12 protein-coding genes are annotated in these 14651 nt (G+C 64.1%); 6 read left to right on the top strand and 6 right to left on the bottom strand.

The genetic code is table 11. The features are described from left to right. Window positions 1–7 precede the first annotated feature (7 nt). Both CLG85_RS21445 and CLG85_RS21440 read left to right on the top strand, forming a co-directional pair. A complete protein-coding gene (locus tag CLG85_RS21445; RefSeq protein WP_095882264.1) occupies window positions 8–673 on the top strand; it encodes a haloacid dehalogenase type II in 666 nt (221 codons plus the stop codon). A gap of 25 nt (window positions 674–698) precedes the next feature. Then, window positions 699–1988 carry an NAD(P)/FAD-dependent oxidoreductase gene (locus tag CLG85_RS21440; protein WP_095882265.1) on the top strand — a complete coding sequence of 430 codons (1290 nt, stop codon included), beginning with the start codon at window positions 699–701 and terminating at the stop codon, window positions 1986–1988. Window positions 1989–2034: 46 nt separating this feature from the next. Here the strand turns inward: CLG85_RS21440 and CLG85_RS21435 are convergent, their stop codons facing one another. Beyond that, window positions 2035–3021 (bottom strand): GNAT family N-acetyltransferase, encoded by a 987-nt coding sequence (locus CLG85_RS21435; protein ID WP_095882266.1) that lies wholly within the window; start codon window positions 3019–3021, stop codon window positions 2035–2037. A gap of 577 nt (window positions 3022–3598) precedes the next feature. Then, a complete protein-coding gene (locus CLG85_RS21430) occupies window positions 3599–4567 on the bottom strand; it encodes a LysR substrate-binding domain-containing protein (RefSeq protein WP_260349977.1) in 969 nt (322 codons plus the stop codon). Between the two features lie 102 nt (window positions 4568–4669). Between CLG85_RS21430 and CLG85_RS21425 the strand changes: the two genes are divergently transcribed. Beyond that, window positions 4670–6694, top strand: a complete 2025-nt coding sequence (locus CLG85_RS21425; RefSeq protein ID WP_235865391.1) for an NADH:flavin oxidoreductase — start codon at window positions 4670–4672, stop codon at window positions 6692–6694. Between the two features lie 202 nt (window positions 6695–6896). Here the strand turns inward: CLG85_RS21425 and CLG85_RS27510 are convergent, their stop codons facing one another. Further along, window positions 6897–7292, bottom strand: a complete 396-nt coding sequence (locus tag CLG85_RS27510) for a hypothetical protein (protein WP_311735026.1) — start codon at window positions 7290–7292, stop codon at window positions 6897–6899. On the opposite strand from CLG85_RS27510, the gene CLG85_RS21420 reads away from it, so the two are divergent. Genes CLG85_RS21420 through CLG85_RS21410 form a run of 3 tightly spaced genes read left to right on the top strand, consistent with a single transcriptional unit; the run spans window position 7209 to window position 9020 of the window. Beyond that, window positions 7209–7451 (top strand): ArsR/SmtB family transcription factor, encoded by a 243-nt coding sequence (locus CLG85_RS21420; protein WP_311735025.1) that lies wholly within the window; start codon window positions 7209–7211, stop codon window positions 7449–7451. The two genes, CLG85_RS27510 and CLG85_RS21420, sit on opposite strands and share 84 nt — an antisense overlap. 52 nt (window positions 7452–7503) lie before the next feature. Continuing rightward, complete coding sequence (locus CLG85_RS21415; protein ID WP_095882270.1) at window positions 7504–8553, top strand: permease; 1050 nt, start codon at window positions 7504–7506, stop codon at window positions 8551–8553. Next, on the top strand, window positions 8553–9020 hold the full coding sequence (locus tag CLG85_RS21410) for a universal stress protein (RefSeq protein ID WP_176476589.1): 468 nt from the start codon (window positions 8553–8555) through the stop codon (window positions 9018–9020). The genes CLG85_RS21415 and CLG85_RS21410 overlap by 1 nt, the downstream gene beginning before the upstream one ends. A gap of 323 nt (window positions 9021–9343) precedes the next feature. Here the strand turns inward: CLG85_RS21410 and CLG85_RS21405 are convergent, their stop codons facing one another. The 3 genes from CLG85_RS21405 to CLG85_RS21395 all read right to left on the bottom strand — a co-directional run. Further along, complete coding sequence (locus tag CLG85_RS21405; protein WP_260349976.1) at window positions 9344–12865, bottom strand: hypothetical protein; 3522 nt, start codon at window positions 12863–12865, stop codon at window positions 9344–9346. A gap of 809 nt (window positions 12866–13674) precedes the next feature. Then, window positions 13675–13866, bottom strand: coding sequence for a hypothetical protein (locus tag CLG85_RS21400; protein ID WP_095882273.1), 192 nt, complete (start codon window positions 13864–13866; stop codon window positions 13675–13677). A gap of 262 nt (window positions 13867–14128) precedes the next feature. Then, the coding region (locus tag CLG85_RS21395) for a FadR/GntR family transcriptional regulator (protein ID WP_260349975.1) at window positions 14129–14651 on the bottom strand (523 nt) is incomplete at its 5' end.

Here is a 14651-nt window from a genome sequence, read left to right as displayed (position 1 = left end):
GACTGACATGACCTTCCGCCCCAAATTCATCACCTTCGACTGTCACGGCACGATGATCTACTTCGACATGGCAGGCGCCGCGCGCGACTTCTACGGCGAGCAGCTTGGGGCAGACAAGATCGAGGTCTTCATCCGTGACTTCTCGGCCTACCGGCTCGACGAGGTGCTGGGCGCATGGAAACCCTATGCCGAGGTGTTGCACAACGCTCTGGAGCGCACCTGCAAGCGCAACGGCGTGGCCTTCGACCCCGAGATCGCGGCGAAGATCTATGACCGCGTGCCGACCTGGGGTCCCAACCCCGACGTCCCCGCCGGCCTTGCCAAGATCGCCCCGCACATCCCGCTGGTGGCGCTCACCAACTCGATGAACAGCCAGATCCCGCACAATATCGCCAAGCTCGGCGCGCCGATCGCGCATGTGTTCACCGCCGAGAGCGCGCAGGCCTACAAGCCGCAGATGCGCGCCTTCGAGTACATGTTCGACGAGCTGGGCTGCGGGCCGGAAGACGTGCTGCACGTCTCCTCCTCCTTCCGCTACGACCTGATGACCGCGCATGATCTGGGGATCAAAAACAAGGTCTGGGTCAACCGCGGCCACGAGCCAGCGAACCCCTTCTACGGCTATACCGAGATCAAGGACATCTCCGGGCTTCCCGGCGTCGTCGGCCTGTAATCACCGCTGAATCGAAAGCACCGCGATGCAATATCAGTCCTACTGGCACGCCACGTCGACCCCCTTTGCCTCGGCCCATCCGGGACCGGTCGAGGGCAAGGTCGACGTGGTCGTCATCGGGGCCGGGTTCACCGGCCTCAACGCCGCCCGCAAGCTGGCCCGCGAGGGTGTGAGCGTCGCGGTGCTCGAGGCTCGTCACGTCGGCTTCGGCGGTTCGGGCCGCAACGGCGGCCATCTCAACAACGGCATGGCCCATGGCTACGGCGAGGCCAAGGCGCATCTCGGCGCGGAGCGGGCCAAGACACTCTGGCAGGCCTACGACCGGTCGATCGACATGATCGAGGAGGTCATCGCCGAGGAAGGCATCGCCTGCGACTTCCGCCGCTCGGGCAAGCTCAAGCTCGCCTCGAAGGCCAGCCACGTCGCGGGGCTGCGTGCCAATTTCGAGACGATCCACCGCGAGGTGGATTCCGACACGCGGTTCCTTGAAAGGCACGAGCTGGAGGGCGAGATCGGCTCGGACCAGTTCCACGGCGGGATGCTCTACGGCAAGTCGGCGATGATGCACATGGGCCGCTACGTCACCGGACTGGCCGAGGCCGCCCACCGCCACGGCGCGAAGATCTGGGAAGACGCCCCGGTCACCGGACGCAGACGCGAGGGCACCGGCTGGCTGATCGAGACACCCAAGGGCACGATCCGCGCCGAGCGGGTGATCGCTGCGACCAACGCCTATTCGAACAGCGTCGAGACGGCCCCTCTGGGGTTCTTCAAGAAGCGGATCATCTCCGTCGGCTCCTTCATCGTGGCGACCCGCCCGCTCAGCGATGCAGAGATCGCCGCGACGCTGCCGGGCAACCGCACCTATGTCACCTCGATGAACATCGGCAACTACTTCCGCCTGTCGCCGGACAAGCGGATGATCTTCGGCGGGCGGGCGCGCTTTTCGGCGACCTCGGACCAGAGCTCGGACGCCAAGTCGGGCAAGGTATTGCGCGCCGCACTGGCGCAGATGTTCCCGCAGATGGCCAAGGTCGAGCTGGACTATTGCTGGGGCGGCATGGTCGGCATGACCAAGGACCGCTTCCCGCGGGCGGGAGAGGCCGACGGCATGATCTACGGCATGGGCTACTCCGGCCACGGCGCGCAGCTCTCGACGCTGATGGGGCAGGTCCTTGCCGACATGGCGATGGGCCGGACCGACACCAACCCGCTGCAGGGACTCGACTGGCCGAAGGTGCCGCTGCATTCCGGAAAGCCGTGGTTCCTGCCGCTGGTCGGCATGTACTTCGGCCTAAAGGACCGTATTTCCTGAAAACGCGAAGGGGGCCCCGGGCCCCCTTTTTCGTCTGCTTGGATGCTCAGCCCAGCGACTGCATCGCCAGACCGTAGGTCATCGGCCCGCTCTGCGCGCGGCGCAGGCGACCGTAACGCATGTCGGTGACCGTGTCGTAGACACCGAGCCCAGCGGCCGAGACGAAGGCCTCGAAGCGCTCGCTCTCGATGATCGTGTCGAGGCGCAGGAACTCGCCCTCATGCGCCATGATGAACTCCGCTGCCAGTTGCATGGCGATGCCGTCCTGCTCGGCCACCAGTGGGCCGATGACCCGACCCTTGCCGAAGTTCCGCATCATCGCGTAGCCCTCGACCACGCCGCCGCGCTCGGCCACGACGACGTCGGAGACACCTAGCAGCGCATCGAGGATCGCGGTCCGCGTCGCACCGAAGGCATGGGCGTCGAGCGCGCGGATCGCCTCCATGTCGCCGGGCTGCATCGGCCGCACCGACACGCCCTGCACCGGCTCGGGCGGGCGGATCGCCCGCGCCATGCCCTGATGCTGATAGACCAGCCGCACCGGCGTGAAGCCCGCGCTCTCGTAGAGCCGGTAGCCCTGACGTGTCGCCGAAAGCCGCAGGTCGCGGCCGGCCTGTTCGGTCATCACCCGGCGCAGCAGCCGCCCGCCGGTGCCCTGCGACTGCAACCGCGGCGTGGTGACCATCATCCCCAGCATCGTGAAGTCATCGTCGCTTGGAAAGCCCATGACCGAGCTCAGCGGCCGCCCGATCTCGTCCAGCGCGAGATAGCCGGTGCCGAGCGACAGGACCAGCTCGATGTCCGAGGCGCGATGCGGCCAGAAGACGCTGACCGTCAGCTCGTGCAGCCGGTCGATCATCGAGGCATCCACCGGCTCGATACGCGCCTTGTAGGTGTCGACCTGCATCCAGTCGCTTTCCACCTTCGGCGCCTCTCGGCGCATGAAGGCGCGGTGGCGGGCAAGAGCCTCCGGCGGCATCAGTTCGGCGCTGCCCGGTGGCAGCGCGAGGTCGGACTGGTCTTGGACGCTCATGCTCACTTCTTTCCGTTGCTGGCCGGCAGCCCGACAGGGTGTCTCCCAGACGGATCGCTTAATTCTGTTTATCTAACGGATCGCGTGAAAAGATCTGCCGTATCGCGCCCGCTGCCCGAAGTTTCTGCCGTTCTCGATGCTCGGCGGCAACCCCTTCGCGAGCGAACTCGATATCAGTGGAATACACGCCCCGGCACCCCTGCCCCCGGATTTCCGGCGTCGCCGAGGCATGTCACGCACGGTCATCGGCATCTGGCACTCGCCCGGGGGCCGTCGCGCGGCGCGAGACATGACGCCAATGCGCGAGCCGGTCCCGGACCCGCAGCGGCGATGATCGGGAAACCGTCCAATACCACACATCCGCACACTTGAATGTCGACCTCGGCAGGCCTGACCCCGCAGCGGGACTGCGCAGCCTCTCCCTGCCAAGGGCAATACGCTCACCGCATCGCAAGCGGCAGACCCGACCGCGCCCGGCAATAGCCAAATCCGTAGGACATCCAAGCCGCACGACCGGGGGTCGATATGCCCGCCACAGCATCACCCGCAAGCGGAGCTCGCCGCCCCGCGCTCACGATCAAGTTGTTGAGGGCAGGATCGGCTCCAATGCCGCAAGATCCTCCTTCATCCGCTCCACGAGCCACTGCGCGATATCGGCCACGATGTCACGCGAAGGGCCCGCGCCGCAGTCTATAAGGCGATGGACACGCCCGGTGCGATGCGCTCGGCCTCCGACAGGGACCAGCCTTCGGTCAAGCAACAGTTTCGACGTCACGCTGAGCCAGCCGAGCGCCACCCCGCTCCCGTCCAGCGCGGCCTGCAAGAGCACCGAGTAATCATCGAATTCGTGGCAGACGTCGCCCTTCAGGTGCCCCGGCAAGCCAAGGTCGGACATGTCATTCCAGATGTCGTGCGCATGGTCGGAAAAGTGCAGGAACGTTTCATTTCCCGTGCTTTTGCGGGCCGCTGCATATCCGGGGCTGCAGACCGGAAGAACGATTTCCGGCACGAAATCCCAGCTCCGGACGTCCTGGTCCGAGGCGTCCATGGTGCGCACCGCGAGATTGACATCGTCCGGCAAGCCCCGCACCATGCCGGAAATCAGGTGAAAGCGCAGGCGCACATCGGGAAAGGCCTGGGTGAAGGCGGCGAGGCGGGGTGCCATCCAATGCGCCACGAAGGAGCCTGACACCGAAAGGCTGACGACCCCGGCTTCCTCGTGCCGTCGGCGTTCGATCTGCTTGATCGTGCGCAGGATGGTGCTCATTCCCTGGGTGATCGCGTGAAAGAGCTCGCGGCCCGCGTCCGTGAGTTCCGCGCCTGTCGACCGCCGCTCAAACAGCGCCACGCCAATCTCCCGTTCGAGCTGCGCAACGTTGCGGCTGACGGAGGGCTGCGAGATGTTGAACGCCTTGGCGGCGGCCGAGAAACTGCCGCTTCGAGCCGCGCATTCGAAGACCAGGAATGGCTTGAGGGAGGAGAACCTCTGGCTGAATTCTTCCATACGCTCATCGTATAGCGTGACGGCTTTTTTTTCAACCTTCACGATGAGCTTTCGCCCCCGCATCATCGAGGAGAACGAATACCGCCTGTTTGGCGACCTCCCCCGCTCGAGAGTAACAAACGAATGCCGGACACTGCTGTCGCGATGACCACGAAGGACCCGCTGCTCGAACCTTTCCTGCTGAAAGGGCTGACACTGCGCAATCGCGTGATCAGCACCTCGCATGCCTCCGCGCTCGACGACAAGGGCATGCCCGCCGAAAAGTATCGCGCCTACCACGTCGAGAAAGCGCGTGGCGGCATTGCGATGACCATGATCGGCGGCAGCGCGATGGTCTCGCGCGACTCAAGTTGGGGCGGTGGTCAGCTGAACCTCTCAACGGATGCGGTGATCCCGGACCTGCAGAAGCTCACTGAGGAGGTGCACGAGGCCGGGGCAGCGGTCATGACCCAGATCTCGCATCTTGGCCGCCGGGCGCAGTTCGCGACCGGCGACTGGCTTCCGGTACTCGCGCCGTCGCGCGTGCGGGAGCCGCGCAACCGCTCCTTCCCGCGCGAGATGAGCCGGGACGATATCGACAGGGTTGTTGCCGAATATGGACAGGCAGCGCGGCGCGCTGCCGAGGCCGGCCTCGACGGGCTCGAAACCCTGACGGGCGGACATCTGATCGGCCAGTTTCTCTCACCGCTGACGAACCACCGCACGGACGGCTTCGGAGGCAGTCTCCAGAACCGCATCCGCTTTGCCCTGATGACCCATGAGACCATCCGCAGGGCGGTGGGCGACGCGCTTCCCGTCGGCATCAGGCTGGTCGTCGACGAGGGTGTCGAGGGCGGTCTCACGCTCGAGGATGCGATCACCATCGCGCAGATCTTCGAGCGCGAAGGCACCGTGGATTTCTTCAACTGCATCTATGGCCTGATGGACAGTGACCTGACCCTTTCCGAGGACAACATGCCGGGGATGTTCCAGAAAAGCGCACCCTACCTCGCCTCGGTCGCGGGTTTCCGCAAGGAGGTCCGGCTTCCACTGCTGCACGCCGGCGGGATCCGGGACGTCGCCACGGCGCGCCATGCCATCCGCGAGAATCTCGTGGATCTCGTCGGCATGACCCGCGCCCATCTCGCCGATCCTCAGATCGTCCGCAAGCTTGAGGCGGGGCTTGAGGAAGAGATCCGACCCTGTGTCGGTGCCTCCTATTGCCTGTTCCGCAAGGCACACTGCATCCACAACCCGGCAACGACGCGCGAACTGACTCTCGGTCACGACATCCCCAAGGTCGCGACCCCCGGACGCGTCGTTGTGATCGGCGGCGGCCCCGCCGGGATGGAAGCCGCCCGCGTCTCCGCCCTGCGCGGACACAGCGTCACGCTGTTCGAGGCGGCGGCCCAGCTTGGCGGGCAGCTACGGATCGCGACGAGGGTCAAGGAGCGCGCCGATCTCGTGGGCATCCTCGACTGGCGCGAAAGCGCGCTGAAGCGTCTCGGTGTCGATATCCGCCTGAACACCTACGCGGATGCCTCCGACATCCTCGCCGAGAGCCCCGACACCGTCATCGTCGCGACCGGGGGCATCCCCGACCTCGACTGGCTGGAGGGGGCGGAGCATTGCCTCTCGGTCTGGGATGTCCTCAGCGGCCAGATGCCCTCCGGTCGCACGACGATCGTCTATGACGGGAGCGGACGCCAGGCCGCCGCTTCCTGCGCCCTCGCATTGAGCCGCGAGGGAAAACAGGTCATCTTCGCGACGCCCGACGATGCGGTGGCAATCGAGATGCCCTACCAGGACCGCAGCGGCTTCCGGAAACGCTTTGCAGAGCTCGGCATCACCCAGGTGACCGATGCACGGCTCGTTGCTGTGCGCAGGACGGGCGGCAGGGTCGAGGCGGTCTTTCGCAACACATACTCCGGAGCGGAATTCGTCCACGGTGCCGCCTCGGTGGTGGTCGAACATGGCACGACGCCGCTGGATGATGTCTATGAAGAGCTTCGCGATGCCTCGGCCAATCATGGCGTCACCAATATTGACGCCTTGGCACAGCGCGCCGATGGCTCCGCCCCACTCGCAGCACGGCAGGGGTTCGCCCTGCACCGCATCGGCGACGCGGTGGCCTCGCGCGATCTGCATTCGGCCATTCTCGATGCCTACCGGCTCGCGCGCCTGAACTGATCGCTCAAAGTGGAGGACAGCAATGGTCATCGCGCTGGCTGTCGTGCCTCATCGCCCGGCCTGAGCTTCCCGCAGTGAGCGGGGCAGCTTGGTCGCTAACGCATATGGCAGGACGCATTTTTCGCAGCCGCTGCGAACCGGCGAAGCTGCGTCGCGGCATCAGTCAGTCGGGCGATTGCCCGAAATGGGCCGTCTCTGCCGGTCAGCCCCACTCACCTGGGCGACCAGCACGCCGCGCCGCCGCAAGCCCGCTCCGAGCCCCTCTTATACCGATGCTGCGCTCCGCACGAATGGCGTCTTTGACCCAAAGCTGCTTCCGCGCCTCGGAGTTCCAATTGGTCATAGGTTTGCCTGTCAGGCATTTCACGATAGCTCTCTTCAGCTTAACTGATTTTATCTTGACATAACTAGTTGTGTGGTTTTGTTTCTCCATATGAATAATGCATCCCAATCCGCCACCACCGCCCGCGCCCTCGCCGCCCTTGGCCACGAAGCTCGGCTCGATGTCTATCGCCTGCTCGTCCGTGCGGGTGAGGAGGGTCTGGTCGTCGGGGACATCGCGGGCCATACGAAGTTGCCGCTCTCGACGCTCGCCCATCACTTGCGAACTCTCGTCGGAGCCCGTCTCGTCCTACAGGAGCGACGTGGGCGCGAGGTCGTGAACCGAGCAGACTTTGGCGTCATGAACGCGGCGCTTGCCTTCCTGACCGACGAGTGCTGCCAAGGCGTGGCTCTTGTGAGGGAGGACACCGCGTGAGATGCACCCGGCTTTCTTGTGCAAAAAATAACCACATAACCGGATATATAACATGATTGAAACTGCTATCCGCCACACAGAACAAGGGGTCGTAATTGCCCGTCGCGTTTGGTCGGGCCAACGTGTCTGGCTCGCCACCGTCGCGATCCTGGCTCTCGTCTGGGTCGTCGACCCAGCCCAAGGCCAAGAAAGCCTGTCCTTCGTCGCCGCGAACCTCCTCCAGACGGCGCCCTACCTGTTGCTCTCCATTGGCCTCGCCGCCTACGCAGGTGCGACGGGTGCCGACAATCTCATCGCGCGCGCCTTCACCGGCGCGCCAGTCGTTATGATCCTCGTCGCCGCCGCTTTTGGCGGTCTGTCGCCCTTCTGCTCCTGCGGGGTGATCCCGCTGATCGCAGCACTTCTCGCCATGGGTGTGCCACTCTCTGCTGTCATGGCGTTCTGGCTGGCCTCGCCAGTCATCGACCCGTCGATGTTTGCGCTGACCGCAGGGGTCCTCGGGCTGGAGTTTGCCATCGCCAAGACACTGGCGGCTATCGGGCTGGGGCTGTTCGGTGGCTATGTTACGCTCATCTTCACCCGGTCGGGCGCTTTCGCCAATCCGCTGCGCGAGGGTGTGGGTAACGGCGGCTGCGGAGCGTCGGGTATCCGCAATCCCAAACCGCCTGTTTGGGCATTCTGGCAGGACGAAGCCCGACGCACCAAGTTTGGACGCGAAGCAATGAAGACCTTGCTGTTCCTGTTAAAGTGGCTCTCCCTCGCTTTCGTCCTCGAAAGCCTGATGATCGCCTTCGTTCCCGCCGAATGGGTCGCTCAGGCCGTTGGCGGCGAAGACTTCGTCTCGATCCTGATCGCCACGCTGGTCGGTGTTCCAGCCTATCTTAATGGCTACGCTGCATTGCCTCTCGTCTCCGGCCTGGTCGATCAAGGCATGGCTCCCGGTGCAGGACTGGCGTTCCTCGTCGCAGGGGGCGTAACATCGCTTCCGGCTGCCATCGCCGTATGGGCGTTGGCCCGCCGCGCGGTCTTCGCGCTCTACATCGCCTTCGCGCTCACAGGGTCCATGACGGCTGGACTACTGTTTCAGCTTTGGCTCGCGTGATGGAGGCTGCGTCCCCCACAGGGTCGTTCGAGCACATCCTCGTCGGCGTGGATGGGTCCGGACCGGCCTGCCGAGCGGCGGTTGCGGCGGCGAGGCTTGCACTGGCGCTCAATGCGAAGCTGACCTTTCTTGCCGTTGCGCGGGAGGTCCGGGCCTCCAAGGAGATCGAAGACTACGCAAAGCTGGAGGGTATCGATGCGCCCTGCCTGCCGCTGCTGCGAAAGGAAGCCGAATTCTGTCTCGCTGCGGCGGTGATATCGGCGCGTGAGTTGGGCCTGACGGCGACGGAACGCGTCATTCAGACCGGAGAGGTTGCACAGACGATCGCGCTTGTCTCGCGTACGCACGGAGTCGACTGCATCGTCCTTGGGAGCAGCCCCCGTGGGGCCGTGCGAACTCTCGTTATGGGGTCAGTTGCCAAAACAGTGGGGGAGGTTGCTGACACGCCGCTACTGCTGATCCCTTGATATGCCCATCTAAAACTCGGGGCAAAAGCGGAACTTCAGCTTCAGTTGTCGAACGGCAGCAAAGTCCGCCTTGCCGCCGGTCGGGCGAGGCGCTCTACATTACCGGTGCCAGCCCAGACTCGCCGTTCGCCTTGGGTTGCCGAGGCCGGTGAAGCGGACCTTCAGCATGAGATCATCGGACGACCAAGCCAAGCATAGCGCACCACCGGCAAAGGGAACACGAAGCCGAAGGCCGTCGTCACGGCGGGCCAGCTGGATGCTGGCGCATATGCGAGTTCCACACCTTTCGGACGTCACCACCTGGAACACCAGTTCCTTCAGCCTCAGAGCAACGAGTCCTGACTTTCGAAATGGCCCTGGTGGATCTGCGGCCCCCAGGAGTATTCGGCCGGAGAAAAGGGCGCGACGATCTCCCCACCATCCTCGAAGTGCCCGGATCCGTCGTTCAGCAACAAGGTGACAAGAAAACCATCCGGGCCGCCTCGGGTGAGAAGAAGATCGATATCGCCATCGAGGTCGTAGTCGGCCGGCGCTTTCACGTCGCCGCTAGAGCGCGGGTCGTAGCTGGCCTCAACGAAGTCAACGCTGTCCTCCGAGATGACGACTTCGAAGAGACGCAGCCCCGGTGGTATCTCGTCTCCTTGCGAGAGGCCTGCAGCGACCATCTCAGCCTTACCGTCCCCGTCGAAATCGGCTGCGCGCGCCGAGCCGACAGATGCGAAGTCGCCCATCACTATGGAAGGCGATGAGAGGGGGCTGTCGTTGAGCATCGTGTTGATGCCGTGCCCCTCTCCTCCACCGATGAAAATCGCGTCCAGATCGCCGTCACTGTCGAGGTCGACGACCTGCGGGTCACCCGCGGAATCTTCTGCTCCTCCGAAGACGCCGCCATAGACGAGATGCCCGCTGCCATCGTTGATCCAGAGCCACAGACCGGGAGAGTCGTTGCCATCGGTTGCCACGATCGCGTCCAGCGCCTCGTCCCCGGTGAATTCGATGAACAAGGCCTCATTGCCGTCCGCGCCAAGAGGAGTGGCGTCACTGCGCGCCATGACCTGAAAATGCCCCGCGCCGTCGTTCTCGAAAATGAGGAGCGACTCGGAGATGTAGCTCGTCGCGAGCAGATCGATGTCCCCATCCCCATCCGCATCCGCCGCGTCCTGAATATCTAACAGTTCCTCCGGGAGGGTAAGGAAGCCGTTTTCAAGGATGAACCTCTGGAGCGGCAACTCGATCCGCAGGTCGTAGCTTTCGGAGATGACGAACTGCCCGCCGCCGATGTTTTCGTGGATCGTGAAGGAGAAGTCGAGTTCGACAGGAACTGCGTCGACGTCCCGAGGAGGGATCTCGACGATGCCGTCGAGCGACTGCGGGCCGCCCAATTCGACGAAATCGTCGTCACCATCTCCATCCACATCGGCAGCCAGCACCGATCGACCATCCGAACGGACCCCGGGATCGATCTCCGTGAAGGCGCCGGTCCCGTCGTTGCGCCCGATCATCACACGATTTCCGACACCGTCTGGGCTGACCTCCTCAAACCAGATATCAGTCGCACCCGGCAGGCTCGTCGGGGTCAACTCGAGATAGTCTACCCTCAGCGGCTCATCACCGTCGCCATGGCCGACCAACTCGAAGACGTCATCACCCGAGAGGACCAACCCTTCCAAGGTGAATTCCGTCTTGCTCGCGCGGCTCGCGAGCGTGCTGCCCGTGTCGTCATCCCAGTCAAAGGCCGCGATCTCTTCTCCGTTCAGCAAGATCGCCAGCGACGACAGGCCATCGCTCTCGTCGAAATAACCGACGGTGATGTCGAAGGCCCCGTTCTGCGCCACCTGCAGGCGCGCATGCGCCTCTCCCAAGGACCTATGCTCCAGGTAATATTCTCCGGACGCGACGCTGTTGCGGACCACCTCGAAGCCCGAGACGATCTCCATGTCCTCCGTCTCATAGCGCAGAGGGATCGGACCGCCAGACAGGTTGGCGAAGGCGATCTCCTCGAGATCATCAACGCCCATCACGTAGACGTTGTCGCCGTCCAATGCATCGAGATCGATGCGGAGCAGCACACCGCCTTCCGTCTCGGTGGCGTATTCGATCGGGTGCCCTCCGAGATCGACCACATCCAGCCAAGGCTGGTAATCGTGGATATACGTGTTGCTACTGGCAACCCCGTTGACAAGGCCGTCCAACGCAAAGGTGTCGGCGCCGGCGCCCCCGTAGAGATGCCCAGCCGACGACAGCCAATCATCACCATCACCGCCGTAGAGGAAGGCCCTGCGATCGAGGCCCTCCAGAACATCGTTCCCCATACCTCCGACGAGGGTATCGCCAGCAAGGCCCGCGACAAGACTATCGTTTCCACCGCCACCGAAAAGCAATGCGCCGGGGCTGTTCCACGCCGTGCGGCTCTCGAGGTGGTCATCGCCTGCAAAGCCGTGCATCACGAGCGGGGCACTCGGCGCTTCCGGGCCCTGAAGAGCGTTCTGCCCGTCATTTCCGATGACAAAGTCTTCTCCGCCCTGCTTGCGCAGGAAGTGGTAGTCGATACCCGTCGCCTCCATCGCGGCGCTGAAGAAGTTCTCGGCCGCCACATCAGCATTGAAGGTGTAGGACGCCTGCCCGATGAGCTGCCACATCCGGGCGTAGGCCTCGATACCGAAATCTTCCATCATCCGAGCGAACAGCGAAGCAAGAAGATCGCTGCCCTTCCAGTCGGCATAGGCCTCGGGCCAGTCCGGTGCCGCGTTGATCTCGATGGTATTGCCCCAGTCCAGCGTCGGGTCCTGCAGGTAGTATTGACTTAGGTCGTCGAGGATTTCCGCCCGGATCTCCGGCCAGGTGAGCGTGCCGAACGGCGCCCCCTCCACACCCGCAAAGTCCATGGCGTAATACTGCATCGTCACCGCGTAGCTGGTCGCCACGTCGACCGGTATTGCCCCGAGCCCGGCCCCGTAGAACCAGAAATTGCGGCCCAGCTCATAGAAGGGCACATGGTCATAGAGACCCGTGTCCCGCAGCCGATCATGCATGTAAACATCGAAATAGGGGTCGGCCCACATCTCGATGCCGGTCTGCCCCAAGTATCCCCCGCCCGCACCGATCGTCCGCTCGACCACCGCAAAGGTGCCTAGCCCATCGATGGAATAGATCGGGTGCAGCCCCGGCTCCTGCGCAGTCAACAGCGCGTAGAACTCCCATCCCCTGTCGGTCGCGTCGACGATGCGATAGAGCACCTCGTCGTCATAGCGGCTCTCGTCCTCGAGCGGCGTCAACAGCGCCACGTGATCGCCCCGCCGTACCACCATCTCGACGTTCGGCAGTTCCGACAGGAACGGGTCGTAATCCACCGTCTCCAGAGCACGCGTGAAGGTCAACGTGTCGAGGCGCAGCGGCTCGCCTCTATCACCATGACCGACAAACTCGAGACGATCCCCCACCTCGAGATCGAGCCCCGCCAGAAGCCTCTCAGTGCGGCTCGCGGTGCTGGCAATCGCGGCGCCCTGATCCGTGTCCCAGTCGAAGGCGGCGATCTGCTCGCCGTTCAGAAGCACTTGCAAGAAGGACACACCGTCGGTCTCGTCGAAATAGCCGAGGGTCAAATCGAATCTGCCGCGCTGCTGCACCTCGTAGACCGCCCGCGCCTCGAGGCCCTCCGTGTGCTGCAGCACCTGGTCAGCAGATGCCGCGCCGTTGCCCACCACGCTGAAGCCTGAGAGAATTTCCAGGGCCTCGGCCTCGATCACGAAGCTCTCGCCCTGTGCCGGGCTCGCGCTGGCAGCGATGTCGAGATAGTCGGTTCGCAGCGGCTCGCCGCCGTCCTGTGCGCCACGCACCTCGATCACGTCCCCCCCGGGCCAGCACAATACCGGCCACCAGATGTTCCGCCCTGGTCGCGGCCGTCACGATCGCGGTGCCCTCCGGCTTGTCCCAGTCAAAGGCAGTGACCACTCTGCCGTTGACGAGGACTTCCATGTAGGAAACCCCGTCGGTCTCATCCATATAACCAAGTGTCAGGTCATAGAGCCCTGCTGGCCCCTCGAAGACACCGCCAGCGGAAGAAACGTCATACGACGCTTGGGCGTAGGCGCCCCCGGAGGCGTGCGGATTGGTGGTATAGTCGAAGCCCTGCAAACCTCCGAGCCATTCGATCTCGGTCCTCCCTGGCAGGATTTCCGAAAAAAAAAACTAAGCTCGGCGGAACGAAACGCGAGACTACTGGGGGAGTTGTCGCCATGGTGCCCGGCCTTCCAATGAAATTGATGAGTCTGAACCGCATCAATAAATTCAACAATCAGTATGTGATATTGCTCACCGGAAAAGATTCTGCGGAACCGTCAATTTGTGGCACCCCAAGACCAGCACGTTTTTGCCAACACTGTTGTTGATTTCCACCCAAACATGACCCGCTCAACATATTCCAAGGTGGGTCATTTCTCGATGGAAGACCTGGGTCAGTTCTGGGTGGCAATCAACAAGGAGGCCGATCGCTGCGCTTCGTCTGAACGGCAGCTTTCGGGGCGCGTACCGAGCGGGGCAAAGTCCGGTTACTGCGCTGAGCAGACGTAAGGTCAGGCGCCACCACCGACTGAATGTCGCCCTACCCTGCCTCGAAGCCGCATAAGCGCCACTCGATTGAGGTTTGCCTTCGAATTCAACCCATCCCGCCATAGCCCATGAAGCCAACGGTCGGGTTGCTGCCATCGGAACCCACCTTGCAGCGCCAGGGAGCGCCGCGCGGACCGATCCGCATGTAGAGCGAGCTTCTCGCGCCCGAGGCCTGCGGTCCGACGACCTTCAGCCTGCCCGAGGTTTCCGCCGCCAGCTTGGCCCGGCATGCCGCCACGGCCGCATCGCCGGCAAAAAAAAACGGCCCTCGACGAAGCCCTTGGTCAGCGGTTGAATCTGCGGGCCCTCGGCACAGGCGGCGACGCGGGCAAGCGCGGCGAGCAGCACGACACTCCGCGAAATCGACCATCAAGGTGTCCTCCTCTCATGGCAATCGCGGCCACCCTGCGGCACGGGGCGACACGGCTCAAGGGGCTGGTGAACTCGTGTCTGATCGTTTCTGCGGACCGGCGCCGCCTTGCCGGTCATGCGCGCTGCGCCTAGACTTGCGCTCCGAGGCCCGGCAGCCCGGCCCCACGCATCGCCTCCGAGATGGTCTCGAGATGCGCCCGCATCGCCGCTGCTGCGCGGTCCGGGTCACGCTCCGAGATCGCCGCCGCAATGGCCTCGTGCTGGGCGCTGTGGCGCTCGGTGAACGCGCTGACGCCGAGCCGGCGATAGGTTAGCTCCCACTCGCGCTGCCAGGCCGCGTGGCGCCGCACCCCCGCAAGATAATCCAGCAGTCCCAGCAGGATCGGGTTGCCCGTCACCTCGGCGATACCGCGGTGAAAGGCGGCGTCGAGCTGCTCGCTCTCGGGCCGCGTACGCGCCCTGCGGCCGTGCCGCGCCAGCGCCGCAAGGTAGGCCGCCTGCTCCGCGGTGGCGAGCCGCGCCGCCTCGGCGGCCACCGAGGGCTCGATGGTCAGGCGCGCCTGCATAAGCTGCATCGGCGCGGCGCCCTGCACGAGGATCTGCTCGCGGATCGGATGGCCGAGCGGCCGCGGGCCGCAGAAGGTAGCCCTG

This window comes from Alloyangia mangrovi (genome assembly GCF_002300555.2).
GTDB lineage: Bacteria > Pseudomonadota > Alphaproteobacteria > Rhodobacterales > Rhodobacteraceae > Salipiger > Salipiger mangrovi.
Note: the sequence above shows the minus strand (reverse complement) of the source record. Positions and strands in the feature narration are given on the sequence as shown.